This is a genomic window from Citrobacter sp. wls615, from assembly GCF_005281355.1.
Taxonomy (GTDB): domain Bacteria; phylum Pseudomonadota; class Gammaproteobacteria; order Enterobacterales; family Enterobacteriaceae; genus Citrobacter; species Citrobacter werkmanii.
In genome coordinates this window covers 34,834-54,686 of sequence record NZ_SZXM01000027.1, presented here as the reverse complement: position 1 = coordinate 54,686, position 19,853 = coordinate 34,834, and the positions used below count along the sequence as shown (strand labels likewise).

At 52.2% G+C, this 19,853-nt stretch carries 18 protein-coding genes and 1 pseudogene; 14 read left to right on the top strand and 5 right to left on the bottom strand.

The genetic code is table 11. The annotated features are described in order from the left end of the window. The first annotated feature begins 2 nt into the window (after nt 1-2). Nucleotides 3-1,421 (top strand): deoxyribodipyrimidine photo-lyase, encoded by a 1,419-nt coding sequence (gene phrB, locus FDX04_RS09890; RefSeq protein WP_137370870.1) that lies wholly within the window; start codon nt 3-5, stop codon nt 1,419-1,421. A gap of 160 nt (nt 1,422-1,581) precedes the next feature. Beyond that, on the top strand, nt 1,582-2,496 hold the full coding sequence (locus tag FDX04_RS09885) for an Rpn family recombination-promoting nuclease/putative transposase (protein WP_137370869.1): 915 nt from the start codon (nt 1,582-1,584) through the stop codon (nt 2,494-2,496). A 50-nt stretch (nt 2,497-2,546) separates the two neighbouring features. On the opposite strand, the gene dtpD is transcribed toward FDX04_RS09885, so the two are convergent. After that, the gene (gene dtpD / locus FDX04_RS09880) at nt 2,547-4,028 is read right to left on the bottom strand and encodes a dipeptide permease DtpD (protein WP_042309740.1); all 1,482 of its coding nucleotides are present in this window, start codon (nt 4,026-4,028) and stop codon (nt 2,547-2,549) included. A gap of 289 nt (nt 4,029-4,317) precedes the next feature. Between dtpD and ybgI the strand changes: the two genes are divergently transcribed. From ybgI to nei, 8 genes are read left to right on the top strand one after another with little or no spacing between them, the layout of a single operon-like run. After that, nucleotides 4,318-5,061: a radiation resistance protein YbgI gene (gene ybgI, locus FDX04_RS09875; protein ID WP_016152273.1), complete on the top strand. Its 744-nt coding sequence runs from the start codon at nt 4,318-4,320 to the stop codon at nt 5,059-5,061. Between the two features lie 19 nt (nt 5,062-5,080). Then, nucleotides 5,081-5,737 carry a 5-oxoprolinase subunit PxpB gene (gene pxpB, locus FDX04_RS09870; protein WP_137370868.1) on the top strand — a complete coding sequence of 219 codons (657 nt, stop codon included), beginning with the start codon at nt 5,081-5,083 and terminating at the stop codon, nt 5,735-5,737. After that, nucleotides 5,731-6,663, top strand: a complete 933-nt coding sequence (gene pxpC / locus FDX04_RS09865) for a 5-oxoprolinase subunit PxpC (protein ID WP_038638865.1) — start codon at nt 5,731-5,733, stop codon at nt 6,661-6,663. Before pxpB ends, pxpC begins: the two co-directional genes overlap by 7 nt. Next, nucleotides 6,653-7,387 carry a 5-oxoprolinase subunit PxpA gene (pxpA, locus tag FDX04_RS09860; RefSeq protein WP_137370867.1) on the top strand — a complete coding sequence of 245 codons (735 nt, stop codon included), beginning with the start codon at nt 6,653-6,655 and terminating at the stop codon, nt 7,385-7,387. Before pxpC ends, pxpA begins: the two co-directional genes overlap by 11 nt. Before the next feature lie 53 nt (nt 7,388-7,440). Next, on the top strand, nt 7,441-8,163 hold the full coding sequence (locus FDX04_RS09855; protein WP_061381677.1) for a DUF969 domain-containing protein: 723 nt from the start codon (nt 7,441-7,443) through the stop codon (nt 8,161-8,163). Then, the gene (locus tag FDX04_RS09850; RefSeq protein ID WP_042309733.1) at nt 8,160-9,155 is read left to right on the top strand and encodes a DUF979 domain-containing protein; all 996 of its coding nucleotides are present in this window, start codon (nt 8,160-8,162) and stop codon (nt 9,153-9,155) included. The genes FDX04_RS09855 and FDX04_RS09850 overlap by 4 nt, the downstream gene beginning before the upstream one ends. Before the next feature lie 9 nt (nt 9,156-9,164). After that, nucleotides 9,165-9,809, top strand: coding sequence for a pyroglutamyl-peptidase I (gene pcp / locus FDX04_RS09845; protein WP_137360520.1), 645 nt, complete (start codon nt 9,165-9,167; stop codon nt 9,807-9,809). Between the two features lie 14 nt (nt 9,810-9,823). Beyond that, complete coding sequence (nei, locus tag FDX04_RS09840) at nt 9,824-10,615, top strand: endonuclease VIII (RefSeq protein WP_137360521.1); 792 nt, start codon at nt 9,824-9,826, stop codon at nt 10,613-10,615. 2 nt (nt 10,616-10,617) lie between these two features. Here the strand turns inward: nei and FDX04_RS09835 are convergent, their stop codons facing one another. Next, nucleotides 10,618-11,466 carry an AraC family transcriptional regulator gene (locus tag FDX04_RS09835; protein ID WP_137360522.1) on the bottom strand — a complete coding sequence of 283 codons (849 nt, stop codon included), beginning with the start codon at nt 11,464-11,466 and terminating at the stop codon, nt 10,618-10,620. A gap of 191 nt (nt 11,467-11,657) precedes the next feature. Between FDX04_RS09835 and FDX04_RS09830 the strand changes: the two genes are divergently transcribed. The 4 genes from FDX04_RS09830 (at nt 11,658) to FDX04_RS09815 (ending at nt 16,810) form a co-directional block, all read left to right on the top strand. Beyond that, nucleotides 11,658-13,439 carry a DUF2264 domain-containing protein gene (locus FDX04_RS09830; protein ID WP_167371255.1) on the top strand — a complete coding sequence of 594 codons (1,782 nt, stop codon included), beginning with the start codon at nt 11,658-11,660 and terminating at the stop codon, nt 13,437-13,439. A gap of 24 nt (nt 13,440-13,463) precedes the next feature. Further along, nucleotides 13,464-14,729 (top strand): oligosaccharide MFS transporter, encoded by a 1,266-nt coding sequence (locus FDX04_RS09825; protein WP_137370866.1) that lies wholly within the window; start codon nt 13,464-13,466, stop codon nt 14,727-14,729. A 21-nt stretch (nt 14,730-14,750) separates the two neighbouring features. Then, nucleotides 14,751-15,941, top strand: a complete 1,191-nt coding sequence (locus tag FDX04_RS09820) for a glycoside hydrolase family 88 protein (RefSeq protein ID WP_137370865.1) — start codon at nt 14,751-14,753, stop codon at nt 15,939-15,941. An 80-nt stretch (nt 15,942-16,021) separates the two neighbouring features. Further along, nucleotides 16,022-16,810, top strand: a complete 789-nt coding sequence (locus FDX04_RS09815) for an oligogalacturonate-specific porin KdgM family protein (protein ID WP_137370864.1) — start codon at nt 16,022-16,024, stop codon at nt 16,808-16,810. Between the two features lie 7 nt (nt 16,811-16,817). Here the strand turns inward: FDX04_RS09815 and FDX04_RS09810 are convergent, their stop codons facing one another. From FDX04_RS09810 to FDX04_RS24315, 3 genes and pseudogenes are all read right to left on the bottom strand, one after another. Further along, the gene (locus FDX04_RS09810) at nt 16,818-17,867 is read right to left on the bottom strand and encodes an AbrB family transcriptional regulator (RefSeq protein ID WP_137370863.1); all 1,050 of its coding nucleotides are present in this window, start codon (nt 17,865-17,867) and stop codon (nt 16,818-16,820) included. Nucleotides 17,868-18,041: 174 nt separating this feature from the next. Next, nucleotides 18,042-19,325, bottom strand: a complete 1,284-nt coding sequence (locus FDX04_RS09805; RefSeq protein ID WP_006685463.1) for a citrate synthase — start codon at nt 19,323-19,325, stop codon at nt 18,042-18,044. A 203-nt stretch (nt 19,326-19,528) separates the two neighbouring features. Beyond that, a pseudogene (locus FDX04_RS24315) lies at nt 19,529-19,639 on the bottom strand (hypothetical protein). Between the last annotated feature and the right edge of the window lie 214 nt (nt 19,640-19,853).

Here is a 19,853-nt window from a genome sequence, read left to right as displayed (position 1 = left end):
TTATGACCACCCATTTGGTCTGGTTTCGGCGTGATTTACGCTTGCACGACAACCTCGCACTGGCGGCGGCTTGTCGGGATCGTTCCGCGCAGGTACTGGCGTTATATATCGCTACCCCCGAGCAGTGGAAGGCCCACGATATGGCCCCGCGCCAGGCGGCATTTACCTGCGCACAGTTGAATGCGTTACAAACGGCGCTGGCAGAAAAAGGTATTCCTCTATTGTTTCACGAAGTGGCTGATTTTGCGGCCAGCGTGGACATCGTCATAAGTGTTTGTCTGCAGCATGACGTCAGTCGATTATTTTATAACTATCAATATGAAATAAACGAACGGCAGCGTGATGCAAACGTAGAAAAATCATTACCCCAGGTGGTGTGCGAAGGGTTTGATGACAGCGTGATCCTGCCTCCGGGGGCGGTGATGACCGGCAATCATGAGATGTATAAAGTGTTCACGCCGTTTAAAAATGCCTGGCTGAAGCGGATTAAAGACGGTATTCCAGAATGTGTGAGCGCGCCGAAAGTGAGAGAAAGTGGCGCTCTTGACGCACCGTTAACACCAATTACGCTGAGCTATCCACAGCAAGATTTTGATGCGCAGAGGTTTGTGGTAGATGAAAAATTGGCCATCGCGCAATTACGCCAGTTTTGCCAGCAGGCTGCGGGAGAATACGAACAGCAGCGTGATTTTCCAGCGATTGACGGGACCAGTCGATTATCCGCAAGTCTGGCGACAGGCGGGTTATCGCCGCGCCAATGCCTGAATCGACTGCTCGCGGAGCATCCGCAGGCGCTTGAGGGCGGATCAGGTAGCGTCTGGCTGAACGAGCTTATCTGGCGTGAGTTTTATCGCCACCTGATGACGTATCATCCGGCGCTGTGTCGGTATCACCCCTTTATCCGCTGGACCGATCGCGTGCAATGGCAGAATAACCCGGCGCATTTGCAGGCCTGGCAAATGGGGCAAACGGGTTACCCGATTGTAGACGCGGCGATGTGTCAGCTCAACGCCACGGGCTGGATGCATAATCGTTTACGCATGATTACGGCCAGTTTTTTAGTGAAAGACCTGCTGATCGACTGGCGCAAAGGCGAGCAGTATTTCATGTCGCAACTGATCGATGGCGACCTGGCGGCCAATAACGGCGGCTGGCAGTGGGCCGCGTCTACCGGAACCGATGCCGCACCGTATTTCCGCATATTTAACCCCACGACGCAGGGCGAAAAATTTGACCGTGACGGTGAGTTTATCCGCCAGTGGCTGCCGGAACTGCGCGATGTGCCGGGTAAAGCGATTCATGACCCGTGGTCGTGGGCGGAAAAAGCGCAGGTGACGCTCAACTATCCTCGCCCGATTGTCGATCATAAGCAGGCAAGACTGGCGACGCTGGCGGCATATGAGGCGGCGCGTAAAGAGTAAAGGCATGGTGGATTTTGCGTAATGCCTTCCAGCAGAATGAAAGTGTTGCGGTCTGGGGCTTTTAGCGCTGAAGCGTGCGCGCAAGGTTGTTAATGCCCTGATGCAGATGCTTTTATCTGGCAGTAAAGTTCCGTCATCTTCATTCAGGTGATGGAACTTGATGACAATGCCAACAACCTCCACACCGCACGATGCGGTGTTTAAAACGTTTTTACATCATCCCGAAACCGCGCGGGATTTTCTCGACATTCACCTGCCAGCTGAACTGCGGACGCTTTGCGATTTGAATTCGCTGAAGCTGGAGTCAGAAAGCTTTATTGAAGCGGATTTACGTTCGCGCTACTCCGACGTGCTCTGGTCTTTGCACACACGCAACGGTGACGGTTATGTCTATGTGGTGATAGAGCATCAAAGTTCAGCCGAGCCGCATATGGCTTTTCGTCTGTTGCGTTATGCGATGGCGGCGATGCAGCGCCATCTGGACGCAGGGCATAAGGAACTGCCACTAGTGATACCGATGCTCTTTTATCATGGCTGCCGAAGCCCCTATCCGTACTCATTGTGCTGGCTGGATGCCTTTGCCGACCCCGTGGCGGCAAGACAGCTTTATTCCAGCGCATTTCCGTTGGTAGACATAACGGTGGTACCCGATGATGAGATCATGGCTCACAGACGAATGGCGCTGCTGGAATTAATGCACAAACATATCCGTCAGCGGGATTTGCTGGGGCTGGTAGAGCAACTGGCCACGCTGCTACTTACTGGATGTGCTAATGACACGCAATTACAGGCGATGTTTAATTACATCCTACAATCTGGCGACGAATCTCGTTTTAATGAATTTATGCAGGAGATAGCGCAACGGATCCCCCAACATAAGGAGAGGCTGATGACTATTGCAGAGCGGTTACGGTTAGATGGATTACAGGAAGGGTTACAGCAGGGATTACAGCAGGGTAAACAAGAAGCCGCATTACGTATAGCGCAAACCATGCTGGAACAAGGTATAGATCGCACAATGGTGCTACTGGTTACAGGTCTTACTGAAGAGGAACTCGCAGCAATTCATGCATAATTACCTGAAAAAACAGGCCCGAATCATATTACATCATCGGGCCTGTACACTCAGGACTCTACCGCTAACGCACGGTTTCTGAATTTCAGCGACTGGTACAGCCAAATCAGCAGCACCAGTACCACACAGGCCAGTGCGCCCCAGGTAATTTCGCTAAAGACGTCGATGTAGGCATTGATGGAATAGTTGATGGCTCCGGCAGCGTCAAACGACCCTTGCGACGTCTGGTCGGCGATCACCCCAGCCAGGTAGTTGGCGATTGCGCCGGAAAGCAGCATATAAATGCCGGTTAATACACCGGTTACACCGGGGATCTCGATGCGCGTAATTTGTGACATTGCCACCGGGTCGATAAACAGTTCGGCAAAGCCCATGACTGCCAGCCCCAATACCATCAGCGGCATGGAAGAGTGGCCGTAAGCGGCGGACCAGCGGGCGCTTAAGGTCAGAATACAAAAACCGGCGCTCATTAAACCGAGACCAAGGGCGAATTTACCCCAGATGCGTACGGTGCGATTACCGCTTACGCTCTCTTTGACCACCCAGGCCAGCACGATACCGCACAGCATAACCGCAAAGGCGTTAACCGACTGGAACATCGCGGTGGGTACGGAATACCCCAGAATGTCGCGATTAACAAAGCGGTCGATATACAGGCTGATTGAGCTGCCGCCCTGTTGAGCAAAGGCCCAGAACAGCATGCTAAAGAAGGTCAGCGTGACGATAAGCCCCAGTTCTTTGCGCTGTTTCTGCGTTTGCGCCTGGCGATAAATCTTCGCCAGAACCGCCAGACCAATGACAGTGGCAACGATCAGGGCGTACACGGACCACTCTTTCCAGAACAAGACAGTAATCAGCAGTGGGGCGGCAACCAGCAGGACTAACAGCCAGGCCCAGTTTGGCAGCATATATTTTTTCGCACACAGGACGGCCTTGTTGACGCCGGTGGTATGGGCGAAATGGCGATTGCCACATAAGAAAATCACCAGCCCCGCCAGCATGCCGATAGCGGCCAGCGCAAAGCCCATAGCCCAGCTGTACTCTTCTTGCACGTAGCCGCAGGCTATCGGGGCAATGATTGAACCAATATTTCCGGCAGCGTAGAGCAGAGAGAACCCACCGTCGCGACGCGGATCTTCAGGCTGGTACAGCTCACCCAGCAGACAACTGACGTTGGATTTAAACAGACCGTAGCCACAGACGATAATCGCCAGCGATAAATAAAGGAATGCGGGGGCCATTTCGCTGGCGCCCAACACCAGATGCCCCACCGCCATCAAAAATGCGCCGATCATCACCGCCATCCGGTTGCCGAGCACTTTATCCGCCAGATACCCACCGAGAATGGGGGTGACATAGACTAGCGAGCAGTAGGCGCTGAACAGTTCATAGGCGTGATTATCGTCGTACTTAAGCTGGTTAGTGAGATACAGAATCAGCAGCGCACGCATACCGTAAAAACTGAAATATTCCCAAATTTGTAGCGCGACAACGTAATAAATCGCCCGCGGTTGAGATGCTTGTTTATTCATTGTTTTCTCGAAGTAAATGTCTCACAACAGGCTGGATGTGCTGTGCGAGCGTGTTTCCTTAAAGTTGTAACTTTGATACAGATCTGATTATTTTTGCAATATGCTGTCTGATTGCATAAATATACATGAATTAGATCGCGTGGTGGTATGCAAATTGCGTTCTACAGCGGTGTGATTGTTTCTTAATGTGTCAGTGAAATGACTATCGACGAACGCAGGCGAGGACGCTATTTTAACCTAAGCTGTGTTGCTGATTGGGCAGGCAGAATTTATGACAACGAGGACGATGATGAAAAACACCGAACTGGAACAACTGATCAATGACAAACTGAACAGCGCCGCCATTAGCGACTATGCGCCGAACGGTTTGCAGGTTGAGGGCAAAGAGACGGTGCATAAAATCGTGACAGGCGTGACCGCAAGCCAGGCGCTGCTGGACGAGGCGGTGCGCCTGCAGGCGGATGCGGTCATCGTTCATCACGGTTATTTCTGGAAAGGCGAATCTCCGGTGATTCGCGGCATGAAGCGCCATCGTCTGAAAACGCTGTTGGAAAATGATATCAACCTGTATGGCTGGCATCTGCCGCTGGATGCCCACCCGGAACTAGGTAATAACGCGCAGCTTGCCGCGCTGTTGGGTATTACCGTGATGGGGGAAATTGAGCCGCTGGTGCCGTGGGGTGAACTCTCTATGCCGGTTCCGGGGCTGGAGCTGGCGTCGTGGATTGAAGCGCGTCTGGGCCGTAAACCGTTATGGTGCGGTGATACCGGGCCGGAAAAGGTGCAACGCGTCGCGTGGTGTACGGGGGGCGGTCAAAGCTTCATTGATAGCGCAGCCCGGTTTGGCGTCGATGCCTTTATCACCGGGGAAGTCTCAGAGCAAACCATTCACTCAGCCCGCGAACAGGGGCTGCATTTTTATGCTGCTGGTCACCATGCAACCGAACGCGGTGGGATTCGCGCATTAAGTGAATGGCTGAATGAAAACACCGATCTGGATGTCACGTTTATCGATATTCCTAACCCAGCGTAATTAATAAAGAGGGACGAAAGTGCAGCGAGCGCGTTGTTATCTGTTAGGTGAGACTGCGGTAGTGCTTGAACTGGAGCCGCCCATTACGCTGGCGTCTCAGAAACGTATCTGGCGTCTGGCCCAGCGTCTGGCTGATGCCCCGAATGTGCGTGAAGCTATTCCGGGAATGAACAATATCACGGTGACCTTGCGCGACCCGCAAACGCTGGCGCTGGATGCGATTGAACGCCTGCAGCGCTGGTGGGAAGAGAGCGAAGCGCTGGAACCGGATTCGCGTTTTATTGAAATCCCCGTCGCTTATGGCGGTGAGTTTGGTCCGGATCTGGCAGCGGTCGCCCGGCACAGTGGATTAAGCGACAAGCAGGTCGTCGAACTTCATGCGTCAGTCGACTATGTGGTGTGGTTTATTGGTTTTCAGCCAGGGTTCCCCTATCTCGGGAGCTTACCTGAACAACTGCATACCCCAAGACGGGCAGAGCCGCGTCTGCTTGTTCCGGCAGGTTCTGTAGGTATTGGTGGATCGCAAACGGGGGTCTATCCGCTTGCCACGCCCGGCGGATGGCAATTGATTGGGCGTACCTCTGTGTCGCTATTTGATCCAAAACGAGAAGAGCCGATCCTGTTACGCGCTGGGGATACCGTGCGTTTTGTTCCGCAGAAGGAGGGGGTATGTTAAACATCATTCGCGCGGGCATGTACACCTCGGTCCAGGACGGCGGACGCCACAATTTTCGTCAATCCGGCATCAGCCACTGCGGTGCGCTGGATAAACCAGCGCTGAACGTTGCTAACCTGCTGGTGGGAAATGATGCGAATGCCGCTGCGCTGGAAATCACGCTGGGGCAACTGGTCGTGGAATTTGAAGCCGATGGTTGGTTTGCGCTGACCGGCGCTGGATGCGAAGCGCATCTGGATCGTGCTCCCGTGTGGAGCGGGTGGCGGCTGCCGGTGAAAGCGGGACAGCGCTTGACGCTAAAACGTCCACATCATGGTATGCGGAGTTATCTGGCTGTAGCGGGCGGATTTGATGTACCTGAAGTGATGGGGTCGCGTAGCACCGATCTTAAAGTTGGCATTGGCGGGCTGGAAGGGCGTCTGCTGCGCGATGGCGATCGGCTGGCGATTGGAGCATCTACCCGGCAATTTAGTGGGCCGCAGGGGGTAAAACAGCTGATGTGGGGAAACCACATTCGTGCGCTACCCGGGCCTGAGTATCAGGAATTTGACGAGGTCTCGCAGGCGTCTTTCTGGCGTTCTCCGTGGCAACTTAGTCCGCAAAGTAACCGGATGGGGTATCGCCTGCAGGGGCAGCCGTTGACGCGTATGACCGATCGCGAGTTGCTGTCGCATGGCTTACTCCCCGGCGTGGTGCAGGTTCCGCATAATGGTCAACCGATCGTGCTGATGAATGATGCCCAGACGACGGGCGGCTATCCGCGCATCGCCTGCATCATCGAGGCGGATATGTATCATCTGGCGCAGATCCCGCTCGGTCAGCCGATTCATTTTGTGCAGTGTTCGCTGGAGGAAGCGCTTAAGGCGCGCCACGATCAGCAGCGTTATCTGCAACAGTTAACATGGCGACTTAACAATGAAAATTGATCTCAACGCAGACCTCGGCGAGGGCTGTGCTAACGATGCAGCGCTGCTGCAACTGGTTTCGTCAGCGAATATCGCCTGTGGGTTTCATGCTGGTGATGCGCAAACCATGCTTTCAAGCGTGCGTGAAGCGCTAAAAAATGGTGTGGCGGTAGGTGCACATCCGAGCTTTCCGGATCGGGAGAATTTTGGCCGTAGCGCCATGACTCTGCCAGTGGAAACGGTGTATGCGCAAACGCTGTATCAAATTGGCGCGCTGGCAGCCATTACGCATGCGCAGGGTGGCGTGATGCGCCATGTGAAACCCCACGGCATGCTTTATAACCAGGCGGCAAAAGATCCACAGTTGGCGGATGCGATTGCGAAAGCGGTGCATGCCTGCGATCCCTCGCTGGTTCTGGTGGGGCTGGCGGGAAGCGAACTGATTCGCGCCGGGGAACATTATGGCCTGGTGACGCGTCAGGAGGTTTTTGCCGATCGGGGTTATCAGGCTGACGGCAGTCTGGTTCCGCGTAGCCAGCCTGGCGCATTGATAGAGGATGAAGAGCAGGCGCTGGCGCAAACGCTAGAAATGGTGCAATCCGGTAGAGTAAAAAGTCAGAGCGGAACATGGGCGAACGTGACGGCCCAGACGGTATGCATTCATGGGGATGGCGAGCACGCACTCGCTTTTGCCCGTCGCTTGCGCAGCGCATTCGATGCATGCAATATTCAAATTGGCGCATAAATTTTTTCATACAAAACAATAATATATCACACAACAACATAAGGGACTGAATTATGGGAGAGGCTGTTTCTCTCTGGCCATTGACGGGGATCGCCGTCATTGTGGTCGGATTTCTTTTACGTTTTAACCCGGTATTGGTGGTCATTATTGCCGGGATCGTCACCGGACTGGCGGCGCATATGCCAATCGCTACCATTCTGGAAAAGCTGGGTGAGGGATTTCTCAACACCCGCAATCTGCCGTTTATCCTGCTGATCCCACTGGCGGTTATTGGCCTGCTGGAGCGTCACGGACTCAAAGAGCGCGCTCAGGCGTGGATTGCCAAAATCCGCAGTGCCACCAGCGGCCGTCTGCTTATTGTCTATCTGTTTATTCGTGAGGCTACCGCGGCCTTAGGGCTGACCAGCCTGGGGGGACATCCGCAGATGGTGCGTCCGCTGCTGGCGCCAATGGCAGAAGGGGCCGCCGAGAAAAACCACGGTGAGATACCGGGGGCGGTTCGTTATCGTCTGCGCGCCATGTCTGCCGCGACCGATAACGTTGGGCTGTTTTTCGGTGAAGATATCTTTGTTGCCTTCGGTGCGATCATATTCATGCACAACTTTATGCTGGAGTCTGGCGGGATCCAGACCGAACCGCTGCATATCGCCCTGTGGGGGATCCCGACGGCAATATGCGCCTTCCTGATCCACGGCACGCGTCTGTGGCGGCTGGACAGCTATTTGCAGCGTGAAGTGGCGAAAGCGAATGCCGCAGCACAGGGAGAAGCAAAATGAATTTTCAGCAAAGCTATCTCTACTGGCTGGCAGGTGCGGTTTTACTGATTGTGGCGCTGATGTCCTGGCGGGATAAAGCTAACCCGCGTCGCTTAACCACCGGTCTGTTTTGGGGCCTGTACGGCGTTCTCTTTCTGCTTGGCGACTGGACATACTCGCTGTTTGGCGATAAACGCGCGGTGCATATTGCCGTCGGCGTCGCGGTGGTCATACTGGCCCTGATCGCCGGTTTCGGCGGCGTAAAGCTGGGAAGCTACCATCAGCGAACGCCGCAACAGCGTGAAGAAAGCGCCAGTAGGTTGGGTAACCGCTTGTTTTTCCCGGCGCTGGCGATCCCGGTGGTGACCGTTATCGGTGTACTCATGTTCAACCATATTCCGGGCTTACAGGATGCGCTGTTTGGACCGGGTAATCACGCCACATTGGTGACGCTTTTCTCTATGACCGCAGGCTCGTTGATTGGTCTGGCGATGGCGATAAAAATGACCCATGAGCGGGTGCATCAGCCGATTCAGGAAGCACGCCGACTGCTGGACTCCATCGGGTGGGCATTCATCCTGCCGCAGATTCTGGCTACTCTTGGACTGTTGTTCACTGCGGCGGGTGTCGGCAGCGGTATATCCTGGCTGACGCAAGAATACCTGGCGGTGGATAGCCGCTTTATCGCGGTGGCGGTGTACACCATTGGTATGGCCTTGTTGACGATGGTGATGGGCAATGCGTTTGCCGCTTTCCCGATTGTGACCGCTGGGATTGGTATTCCGATCCTCGTATTGCAACACGGTGGTAACCCAGCGGTGATGGCGGCGATTGGTATGTTCTCGGGGTATTGCGGAACGTTGATGACGCCAATGGCGGCGAACTTCAATATTGTGCCTGCGGCGCTGCTGGAGCTACCAGACAAAAACGCGGTGATTAAAGCACAGGTGCCAACCGGCATACTGCTGCTGTTGGTTAACGTTTTTCTGATGTATTTCCTGATGTTCCTGTAAGGAGGAAGGATGAAAACAGTACTCATCACGGGATTTGAACCCTTTGGCGGCGAGTCAGTTAACCCTTCCTGGGAAGTGGTCTCGGGTCTCGATAATGCTATCATCGGCGGATGCCGCGTCGTTGCCCGCCAGTTGCCGTGCGTCTTTGGCGAGTCTCTCGCCGTACTCAATGCCGCGATTGACGCATTGTCGCCATCGCTGGTGCTGTCAGTAGGACAAGCGGGTGGTCGATCGGATATCACCGTGGAACGCGTGGCGATCAACGTTGACGATGCGCGTATTGCAGATAATCAGGGGCAACAACCGATTGATGTACCGATTGTGGCCGATGGCCCTGCGGCGTGGTTTAGCACATTGCCGATCAAGGCGATGGTTGTCTCCATGCGCAACGCGGGAATTCCGGCCTCGGTTTCTCAGACGGCGGGCACCTTCGTGTGTAACCACGTGATGTATGGCCTGCTGCATAAATTACGCGACGTGCCGGCAGTGAAGGGCGGTTTTATTCATATTCCTTATCTGCCACAACAGGCCGCGCAGCACCCCGGAGCGCCAAGTATGGCGGCGGAGACAGTACGTCGGGCGCTGGAGGTCGCGATTGCCACCGCATTGCAGGTGGATAGCGATATCGCCATGACGGGCGGTGCAACACATTAACAAAGGACAGTATTATGCCTGAAGGCCCGGAGATCCGCCGTGCGGCGGATACCCTGGAGACGGCAGTCAAAGGCAAACCTCTGACGGATGTCTGGTTTGCCTTTGAGCAGTTAAAACCGTATCAATCCCAACTCATCGGGCAGAGTGTTACCCAGCTTGAAACGCGGGGTAAAGCCTTGCTGACCCATTTTACCAATGGTCTGACGCTGTATAGTCACAATCAGCTTTACGGCGTATGGCGAGTGGTCGATACCGGCAACATGCCGCAAACCACGCGGGTGCTGCGCGTCAGGCTGCAAACCGAGGATAAAACTATCCTGCTGTATAGCGCGTCTGACATCGAAATGCTGACACCAGAGCAGCTCACCACCCATCCATTTCTGCAACGGGTTGGACCGGACGTGCTGGATTTGCGTTTAACGCCCGCAGAGGTAAAAACGCGTCTGCTGTCACCCCGTTTTCGCAATCGCCAGTTTTCCGGTCTGTTGTTAGATCAAGCGTTTTTGGCGGGATTAGGTAACTATCTGCGGGTAGAAATTCTCTGGCAGGTGGGGTTGACCGGGCAGCATAAAGCGTCACAGCTTAGCGATGAGCAGTTGGATGCGCTGGCGCAAGCGCTGCTTGATATTCCACGTCTGTCGTATAACACTCGCGGCCAGGTCGATGACAATAAGCACCACGGCGCGCTGTTTCGCTTTAAGGTCTTTCACCGGGACGGCGAAGCCTGTGAGCGCTGTGGCGGCATCATCGAGAAAACGACACTTTCCTCGAGACCCTTTTACTGGTGTCCCGGATGTCAGACGTAGATCTATACCGAAGCATATGTTTTACGATATTGCAGCGGCGTTTTGCCCATGTTTTTGCGAAAGCAGGTAATAAACCAGGCATATTCGGAGAAACCAACCTGTGCGGCAATATCGCGTACCGAGCCGTTGGTATGTAACAGCAGTTCGCAGGCCTGACGGATACGGCGCATCATCAGGTATTCCTGAATGGTACCGCCGGTCTCTTCGTGAAAACGGCGGGAGGCGTGACCCCGCGAGCAACCCATCTCGCTGGCGATATCTTCCAGCGAGCAGCGCTGGTGAAAGTGAGTTTCAATCCAGCGGATAATGCTGACCGAAAATGTATTTTGTCCCGTGGCCTGCGCCTGATGTGGCAGCAGGCTAATGAGCTGCATCACCAGAAATGCGCTGTCACTGATGCTAAAAGTCTGGTCTTTGATTTGCTCTTCAAAACGGCTCAGCAAGGTTTCAATGACTGGCTGAACATCGCCTACGTCAAATACTCGCGCTTTCTCTCCCCTGCCGCACAGTTGGCGCAGCAGCATCTGCTGGCGAGGAAAATCCCGCAGGTACTGCTCAATCTGTGGGCCGTTAAAGTGCAGCGTAGTACGATGATAAATATTACGATCATCCTGTTCGACAAACACTTTATGCAGCTTACCCGGCGGGAAAATAAAAATACGCCCGGGTTTGACGGTGTATTGTTGGTGCTCCATAAGCGCGATGCCTACTCCCTGAGAAACCGATAATATCTCCACGCACTGGTGCCAGTGATAGTAGTTGGCTGGCATATCCTTCATCCGATTAAAGTAAATCGACTTGTCGTTGAGGCTTATGTGCTCAAGATAGCTACTGTCTTCAGTCCGCTGCATTTATGTCTCGCCTGGTAATGTGAATAAACTTAAGTTTTTATCACTGTAATCGAATTTTCTCCGCAAAATGCAGGTGAATGTTGTTCTTCATCACTAGCGTTGTGTGGAAATACGACAATTATCACATTTGTATGTCAGCCCAAATCCTTATTATGCGCCCAATACTTCATCAAATGAAACGAGGTTTCATTATGCGAGCAAGGCAAGAGTATGCAGAAAAGGCGCGGCAATGGTTGGCATCAGCCATTCCTCATCTCTACCGTGATAACACGCGTTTGGACGTGGGCGAAACGTCTGCACAATATCCAATGGATATTGCCGGCATGGAGGGGTTTGCGCGTCTATTGTGGATCCTTTCACCGTTGTTAAGTGGGGGAGATGCGAGTGAGTATCGTGAGGCTTTTATTTGCGGTATTCGTCATGGCTGTGACCCCGAACATCCAAATTATTGGGGCAATCTGGTTGATAACGATCAGCGCTGCGTGGAAATGGCCGCCTTCGGCGTTGCATTGGCTCTGCCGAATACCGGGTTATGGGACGCCTTAACAACCGATGAGCAGGACAATCTGGAGCGCTGGTTACGGCAAAGTGCTGATATCCAAATCCCGGATAATAACTGGCACTTCTTCCCGGTATTGGTGCAGGTCGGTCTTAAATGTGTCGGACGCCACTACGACATGATGGTTATTGATAAGCATCTGAATGCGATTGAACCTTTCTGGTTGGGTAATGGCTGGTACTCAGATGGTGCAGGCAAACCGCGCGATTACTATATCTCCAGCGGGTTTCATTTTTATAGTTTGCTGTATAGCCATCTTATGCAGGACGCCGACCCTGAACGGTGCCTGCGCTACCGTCAGCGGGCGCGTCAGTTTGCCAAAGATTACATCTACTACTTTACCTGTGAGGGCGATGCGATTCCGTTTGGCCGCAGTCTGACCTATCGCTTTGTTCAGGTTGCGTTCTGGAGCGCCGTCGTCTGGACGGAACTGGATGTTTTTACGATCCCTATCGTCAAAGGCGTGATTTTGCGCCACCTCGACTGGTGGTTCGCGCAGCCTTTCATTGGCCCGGATGGTTTATTTACGCTGGGATATACCTACCCGAACCTGGTGATGACCGAAGATTACAACAGTCCATGTTCGCCCTGGTGGGCATGTAAGGCGTTGCTGATTTTAGCACTGCCGGAACAGAGCGCGTTCTGGCAGGCCGAGTCGGCCCCGTTGCCTGAACTTGAGCCGATTCATCCGATAAAGGAAGCGGGACAATTTATCGTTCATGATGATGAAAACCGACACGCCTGGATGCTGATGTCGGGCCAGTATGACCGCAATAACTTTGTCAATTTCGATGCCAAATACGGCAAATTTGCTTACTCCAGCCACTTTGGTTTTACCCTGGAGCGCGGTCATTATGGTCTGAACCATGCTGCCTGTGATTCGATGCTGATGTTCAGCGAACAGGATAACTACTGGCGTGGACGCCGTGAGTGCGATTCTGTTGAAATGACGGATGCGTTGATCCGAAGCCGATGGCTCCCGTGGTCAAACGTCGTCGTCACGACCTGGCTCGTCCCGTTTCAACAGGGACATATTCGCATCCATCGCGTTGAAACCACGCGCCTGCTTGACTGTGTCGAGGGGGGATTCGCGCTTAACCGCCATCAACTCATCGATACCCAAACTGCATCGCATGGGGTCACGCTTCGTGCCAGCTCCGGCATATGCCAGATAACCGATCTGTTGGCAGAGCGTCAACCGGAGGTCGTCACAACGCCACCCAACAGCAACATTCTGTATGCCTCACCGGGGGAGATCCCCTGTCTTCGTAGCACGCTTACGCCGGGTACACACTGGCTGGCCTGCGCTGTCAACGCCACATCGCTTTTATCGCTGCCGTTTGCGGCGGCAATGGCGTTCGACCGTGAAAATCAGGTGCTGACGCTGGGTGTGAAAACGCTGGAAATCATATAACTGACGCATGTGCGGAGAAAAATAATGACTAACCCTGTTCAGTCGACGCGCTCGGCTTACATCAAACTGAGCCTGTTCGTATTCCTGTTTACCTTTACCTGGGCGGCCAGTTTTGGCCTGTACGCTATCTGGCTGGGAGATAAAGCCGGGTTGGATGGTGTGGAGATCGGCACGGTGTTTGCCGTAAACGGTGTTTTTGCGGTAGTTATCAAACCTGTTTACGGTTACATCATGGATAAAATGGGCATGAAAAAACATCTGCTCTATTTTGTCTGTCTTGTTTCGGCCCTGATGGCGCCATTTTTTATCTGGTGCTATTTGCCGCTATTACAAACGCATTTTATCAGCGGGATGATCGTCGGTGCGCTATTTTTCAGCCTTGGCTGGTATGCGGGCGTGGCGGCGGAAGAGTCCTATGTTGACCGTTTCAGTCGTCTGTACGCGATGGAATTTGGCCGGATCCGCATGTGGGCGGCGCTGGGGTGGGCAACGGCGTCTTCATTCTCTGGGTATCTCTACAATATCTCGCCCAAAATCAACTTTGTTATCAGTAGCGTTTCCGCGCTGTGCATGTTTGCGGTTCTGCTGACGCTGAAAGTTGATCACTTTGGCCAGGAAGAGAATGACGTCCTGTCGAAAGAGAAGATTGTCATTGGCGATGTTTTCGAGCTGCTGCGCAATAAAAAATTCTGGACCTTTGCGCTGTATATCGCCGGAGTGGCATGGATGATGTTTATTGCCGAACAGCAGTTCTCTCGCTATTTCGTCACCTTCTTTAGCACGAAAGAAGAAGGCAACGCCATGTTTGGCTACATGAGTACCGCGCAGTCAGCCGCAGAGTTTTTCGGCATGATGCTGGTACCCACCATTATTAACCGCATTGGCGCTAAGCAGGGGATGATCCTGACCGGTCTTGTGATTAGCCTGCGTTTGATTATCTCCGGATTAACTAACGATCCGTTGATTATCTGTCTGGTGAAGCCGTTGTATGGGATTGAAATCGCCCTGATTCTGGTGTCGGTCTTCAAATACATTGCCGAGCATTTCGACAAACGCGTTAACGCCACGATGTACCTACTGGGCTATCAGGCCATGATTTATGTCGGTTCTATTGTCGTGGCACCACCTGCCGGCTACGCCTACCAAAAAATTGGTTTTGAGCATACCTATCTGATTATGGGCGTGATAGCTCTGGTATTTACCGGGATCTCCGCCATCACGCTTTCTACTTGCTATCAACACAAAAAAACCATTACAGCCCCTGTCCATGGGCAAGAAGCCACCCATTAAAATGAAGAAAACGAGAGAATTATGTCTGTAACTATCCGTAAAGAACCGATCGTTCCTGTTGTACTGCGAAGCGGCGAACGCGCTGCTATTGCGCAGAAGATTCGCCGCGCTTTACCGGTAATTTTATCTGCTGTCGATCGTAACCGTGATTATTTTGGCCTGCGTTATCCCGATGCGGCATGTGAAAACGGTCGCTACCCAATTATTGATAATCAGGAATGGACTACCAGTTTCTGGACTGGTCAGCTGTGGCTGGCATGGGAATGGACGCGTAATGACGCGTATCGCACGTTGGCCGAACAACATGTCCGTTCTTTTGGTGAACGTATTGCCCGACGGGACCATACCAATCACCACGATCTGGGTTTTCTGTACAGCCTATCCTGTATAGCGGCTAATAAACTGACCGGCAATCGCGAGGCGATTTATATCGCGCAGCAGGCGGCAGAAGTGCTGATGGAACGCTATCACGAGAAATGCGGCATTATTCAGGCGTGGGGCGAACTGGATAATCCGGAGCAGCAGGGCAGGATGATTATAGACTGCAATATGAATCTGCCATTGTTGTATCAGGCAAGCGCCGGCACTGGCGATCCTCGTTATGCAGAGGCGGCGAAAAATCATATTGAGCAGGCGCGACGTTATATTGTGCGCGAGGACGGTTCGACGTTCCATACATATTATATGGATGTTCACACCGGTGAACCGAGGTTTGGCAATACGCATCAGGGTTTTTCCGATGACTCCTGCTGGTCGCGCGGGCAGGCATGGGGTGTTTATGGCTTTCTGCTGAATTATCTCTATACCGGAGATGAGCGGCTTCTGGAACTGAGCCAGACGCTGGCAAATTACTTTATTAATCGTCTGCCAGAAGATCTTGTCTGCTATTGGGATCTTGCGCTTACCGATCCGAATAGTAAAAGGGATAGTTCCGCTAGCGCGATTCTCGCCTGCGCGTTGCTGGAGCTGGTAAAACAGTTACCGGCAACCCACCCGGATCGTGAAAGCTATGAAGCGCTGGCATTACGGATGATTGCGCGAATGCTTGATGATTATCTGAATACGTCGCATAAAGCCGGCGAAGGATTATTAAAACACTCTGTTTATTATTTTAAAGGTAACGTCGGTGTGGATGAGTGCTGCACGTGGGGGGATTATTTCCTGATGGAAGCGATGACCCGTGCAATATCCTGCTGGAATAGTTACTGGTAATATTCTGCTCCCCCAGTTAAATAATCAGGCTATTGATTTAGCAGGGGGAGATTTTATCTCTGTACGGCGAGGAAAATATAATGAAAAGTAATAATATTAATACAGCCATATTAATGGCTACACTGGTCATGCCTGCAACTGGCGTTATGGCCGCGGAAAATAATGCAACTCCTGTCTCTCTGGTAAAATCAACGCCATTTACTACTATATATTTTGCGCCACGTACGCAGTATCGAACTGCCAGCAAAGGCTTTTTACAGCGATTGATGTTAACCGGTGTAGTACAGGATTCAGACAGTATTTTTAAAAGTATGTACTGGAGTTTTGAAACTGATGCCGATCTTGGTAAAAATATGGATCAGTGGAAAAGTAGCTATCAGGAAGCTGAATTTAACAAGCCTTTTGTATTGGGTGATAGTGACTTCTGGCTTGAACCCGGCGTAGTCTTTCACTGGGAGTCCGCGGGCTCACGCGTCGATCCTTATATAGGCATTGGCTATCATTTTGACCCAACGCTGGGCGCCGTATTACGCTACCGTTATAACCATCAAAATCATGACAGCGAAACACTGCAAGGTGACTGGGATGACTCTTCAGAACACCGCGTCGATATTTATTTAACCAAGTATTTTACGCCAAACTTCTGGGTTCAATATAATCCAACGTATTATAGCAAAACGCATGGCGACAAGTTTGAATATGCCAATGGCAAGAATCATACCCTTCAGCATAACTTTGTCTTTAACTTTCATACTACGCCGCGGTTTTATCCATTTTTTGAATTAGGTTATCTTGATAAATATCAAGATGGTGATGATACAAAAAATGAATATCAAATAAGGGTAGGGTTTAAATATAATTTAAACTAATCCCGGCTTACGATGATGAGTTTTTTGGCGCATGCGCTGAAATAAAACGCGCCACCGCCGGACCGGTCAATAAAATACTGAACAGCCGCAGGGTTTGCATCGCCATGATCAGCGCCATATCGGCGTGGCTGCCTGCGGCAATTACCGCGACGGAATCCACTCCGCCAGGGCTGGTCGCCAGATAGGCGGTGAGAAAGTCGATTTGCATGTAATGCGCCAGACCCCAGGCCATAGCGGCACAAATCGCCATCAGTGAAAAAATGGACAACAATATTTGCGGCAGGGGGCGCAGCGCCATAAAAAAGATCTGTTTGTCAAAGCCGAGGCCGATTTGCCAGCCAATCGCCATATAGGCTATCGCCAGTAGCCATTCCGGCAGTTCAATGACCATCACACCGCCTGCGTTCAGCAATGCGCCCGCCAGCATGGGCAATAACATCACGCCAGAGGGGATACGCAGTAAGCGCCCGGTTACACCGGCAACTGCGGCCAGCAGTATGGTACTTAACAGATTAAGACTCAGCGGTGGAAACCAGACGATTTGCTGGCCGACCGTTTGTGCCTGTTCGCCCATGACAAATCGGGTGACCAGCGCGGCAGCGCCGACCACCAACAGTACGCGCAAATACTGCATAAACGCCACCAGGCGGATGTCAGCGCCATAATCCTGCGCCATCGCAACCATCGCGGCTGCCCCGCCAGGTGATGACCCCCACGCGCCGGTGTTCCCCGGTAGATTGCTGTAGCGAACCAGCAGCCAGCCGATTACCGCGCTGCTAATAAGTGTTGCCAGCAGGATGACAATCACCATCGGCCAGTGTGCCGCAAGTGTCGTTAAAATGGAACCGGTGAGGTTTTGCGCAATCATGCAGCCGAGAATGGCCTGAGCGGCAAGAAATGTGCAGCGGGGAGGGTGCAGGGAGATCCCGCGCATACTGAAAATGATACCGACGATCATCGAGCCGAGCAGCAATGCGCCTGGAAGATGTATCAACAGAAAGAACAGGGAAAGAAGGAGTGATAGCAGAAATAGCAGGCTCCACTGCAATACAGGCATCCCATGCTCCTGAGTGAAATGAGGAAGATCTCAGTAAATCATAGAGAAAACGTGATGAGAATAAAATAATGTGGGTCAAGAAAAAACAGGCCGGACAGAGGTATTAACCCCATGTCCGGCCTGGAAGATTCAAGGTAGTAGGCCGGACAGGCGAGAGCGCTATCCGGCAGACAATTAACGCTTAATATCAGACTTAAAATCGCGCTTGTCGTAGCCGGTATACAGCTGACGAGGACGGGCGATTTTCATGCCGTCAGTGTGCATTTCATTCCAGTGTGCAATCCAGCCAACGGTACGCGCCATGGCGAAGATCACGGTGAACATGGAGGACGGAATGCCCATCGCTTTCAGAATGATACCAGAGTAGAAGTCTACGTTCGGGTAGAGTTTCTTCTCGATGAAGTACGGGTCGTTGAGCGCAATGTGCTCAAGCTCCATTGCCACTTCCAGCAAATCATCTTTGGTGCCCAGCTCTTTCAGCACTTCATGGCAGGTTTCACGCATCACGGTGGCGCGCGGGTCATAGTTTTTGTAAACACGGTGACCAAAGCCCATCAGGCGGAAAGAATCATTCTTGTCTTTCGCGCGGCGAACAAATTCCGGAATGTGTTTAACCGAGCTGATTTCTTCCAGCATTTTCAGCGCAGCTTCGTTGGCGCCGCCATGTGCCGGTCCCCACAGGGAAGCAATACCAGCCGCGATGCAGGCAAACGGGTTAGCCCCTGAAGAGCCTGCGGTACGCACGGTAGAGGTTGAGGCGTTCTGTTCGTGGTCAGCGTGCAGGATCAGGATACGGTCCATGGCGCGTTCCAGGATTGGATTGACTTCGTATTTTTCGCACGGCGTGGAGAACATCATGTTCAGGAAGTTACCGGCGTAGGAGAGGTCATTACGCGGGTACACGAACGGTTGTCCGATGGAGTATTTGTAGCACATCGCTGCCATGGTCGGCATTTTGGACAGCAGACGGAAGGCGGCGATTTCACGGTGACGCGCATTATTTACGTCCAGAGAATCGTGATAGAACGCAGCCAGCGCCCCGGTGACACCGCACATAACGGCCATCGGGTGGGAGTCGCGGCGGAAACCGTGGAACAGACGCGTGATCTGCTCGTGAATCATGGTATGGCGAGTGACCGTGGTTTTGAACTCGTCGTACTCCTCCTGCGTCGGTTTTTCGCCGTACAGCAGGATATAACACACTTCCAGATAGTTGGACTCGGTCGCCAACTGGTCAATCGGGAAGCCGCGATGCAGCAAAATGCCTTCATCACCATCGATGAACGTAATTTTGGATTCGCAGGATGCGGTAGAGGTGAAACCTGGGTCAAAAGTAAACATCCCCTTTGAGCCAAGGCTACGAATATCAATAACATCTTGACCGAGCGTACCTTTCAGCACATCCAGTTCAATAGCAGCGTCACCATTTAGAGTGATTTTTGCTTTAGTATCAGCCATTTACGGTCTCCTTAGCGCCTTATTACTTAAGACTGCGGAAGTCAGACTTGTTTTCGATACATCAATCAACCGTTACCAGTTTTTTATTCGGCTCGCCGCTCTGCGATAGAGGCGAAAACCAGGGTACAGAGCAATGGGCGCTTGCAGGTAAATCAGTTAACTCATGGTGAAATAGTAACAAATCAACAACTTAGCAATCCGAATTATTTAACCTGTCTATCACTAATAACTGTCCTGAAGGTATTGGTCAATACTTCCACACTGTTACATAACTAAATCTCCGGTGAAAGAGTGACCCCATAACTTTTACGCATTATATGCTTTTTCTGGTGTCGTTTGTAACAACTTTGTTTAATGATTGTCAAATCAGATGATTAAAAATTAAAATAATGTTGTTATCGTGACCTATGTCACTGTTCGGGATAAAACCCGACAAACTATATGTAGGTTAATTGTAATGATTTTGTGAACGTCCTATACTGCCGCCAGGTCTCCGGAATACCCTGCAATCCCGAGCCAACCAGCGTT

What these genes read in the sequence shown, in the direction of transcription:
- FDX04_RS09855 (WP_061381677.1), top strand. Translation starts at nt 7,441, where the DNA reads ATGGGAGAGGCTGTTTCTCTCTGGCCATTGACGGGGATCGCCGTCATT.
- FDX04_RS09850 (WP_042309733.1), top strand. Translation starts at nt 8,160, where the DNA reads ATGAATTTTCAGCAAAGCTATCTCTACTGGCTGGCAGGTGCGGTTTTA.
- phrB (WP_137370870.1), top strand. Translation starts at nt 3, where the DNA reads ATGACCACCCATTTGGTCTGGTTTCGGCGTGATTTACGCTTGCACGAC.
- FDX04_RS09885 (WP_137370869.1), top strand. Translation starts at nt 1,582, where the DNA reads ATGACAATGCCAACAACCTCCACACCGCACGATGCGGTGTTTAAAACG.
- nei (WP_137360521.1), top strand. Translation starts at nt 9,824, where the DNA reads ATGCCTGAAGGCCCGGAGATCCGCCGTGCGGCGGATACCCTGGAGACG.
- FDX04_RS09825 (WP_137370866.1), top strand. Translation starts at nt 13,464, where the DNA reads ATGACTAACCCTGTTCAGTCGACGCGCTCGGCTTACATCAAACTGAGC.
- ybgI (WP_016152273.1), top strand. Translation starts at nt 4,318, where the DNA reads ATGAAAAACACCGAACTGGAACAACTGATCAATGACAAACTGAACAGC.
- FDX04_RS09805 (WP_006685463.1), bottom strand. Translation starts at nt 19,325, where the DNA reads ATGGCTGATACTAAAGCAAAAATCACTCTAAATGGTGACGCTGCTATT.
- dtpD (WP_042309740.1), bottom strand. Translation starts at nt 4,028, where the DNA reads ATGAATAAACAAGCATCTCAACCGCGGGCGATTTATTACGTTGTCGCG.
- pxpA (WP_137370867.1), top strand. Translation starts at nt 6,653, where the DNA reads ATGAAAATTGATCTCAACGCAGACCTCGGCGAGGGCTGTGCTAACGAT.
- FDX04_RS09810 (WP_137370863.1), bottom strand. Translation starts at nt 17,867, where the DNA reads ATGCCTGTATTGCAGTGGAGCCTGCTATTTCTGCTATCACTCCTTCTT.
- FDX04_RS09830 (WP_167371255.1), top strand. Translation starts at nt 11,658, where the DNA reads ATGCGAGCAAGGCAAGAGTATGCAGAAAAGGCGCGGCAATGGTTGGCA.
- pcp (WP_137360520.1), top strand. Translation starts at nt 9,165, where the DNA reads ATGAAAACAGTACTCATCACGGGATTTGAACCCTTTGGCGGCGAGTCA.
- FDX04_RS09815 (WP_137370864.1), top strand. Translation starts at nt 16,022, where the DNA reads ATGAAAAGTAATAATATTAATACAGCCATATTAATGGCTACACTGGTC.
- FDX04_RS09820 (WP_137370865.1), top strand. Translation starts at nt 14,751, where the DNA reads ATGTCTGTAACTATCCGTAAAGAACCGATCGTTCCTGTTGTACTGCGA.
- pxpC (WP_038638865.1), top strand. Translation starts at nt 5,731, where the DNA reads ATGTTAAACATCATTCGCGCGGGCATGTACACCTCGGTCCAGGACGGC.
- FDX04_RS09835 (WP_137360522.1), bottom strand. Translation starts at nt 11,466, where the DNA reads ATGCAGCGGACTGAAGACAGTAGCTATCTTGAGCACATAAGCCTCAAC.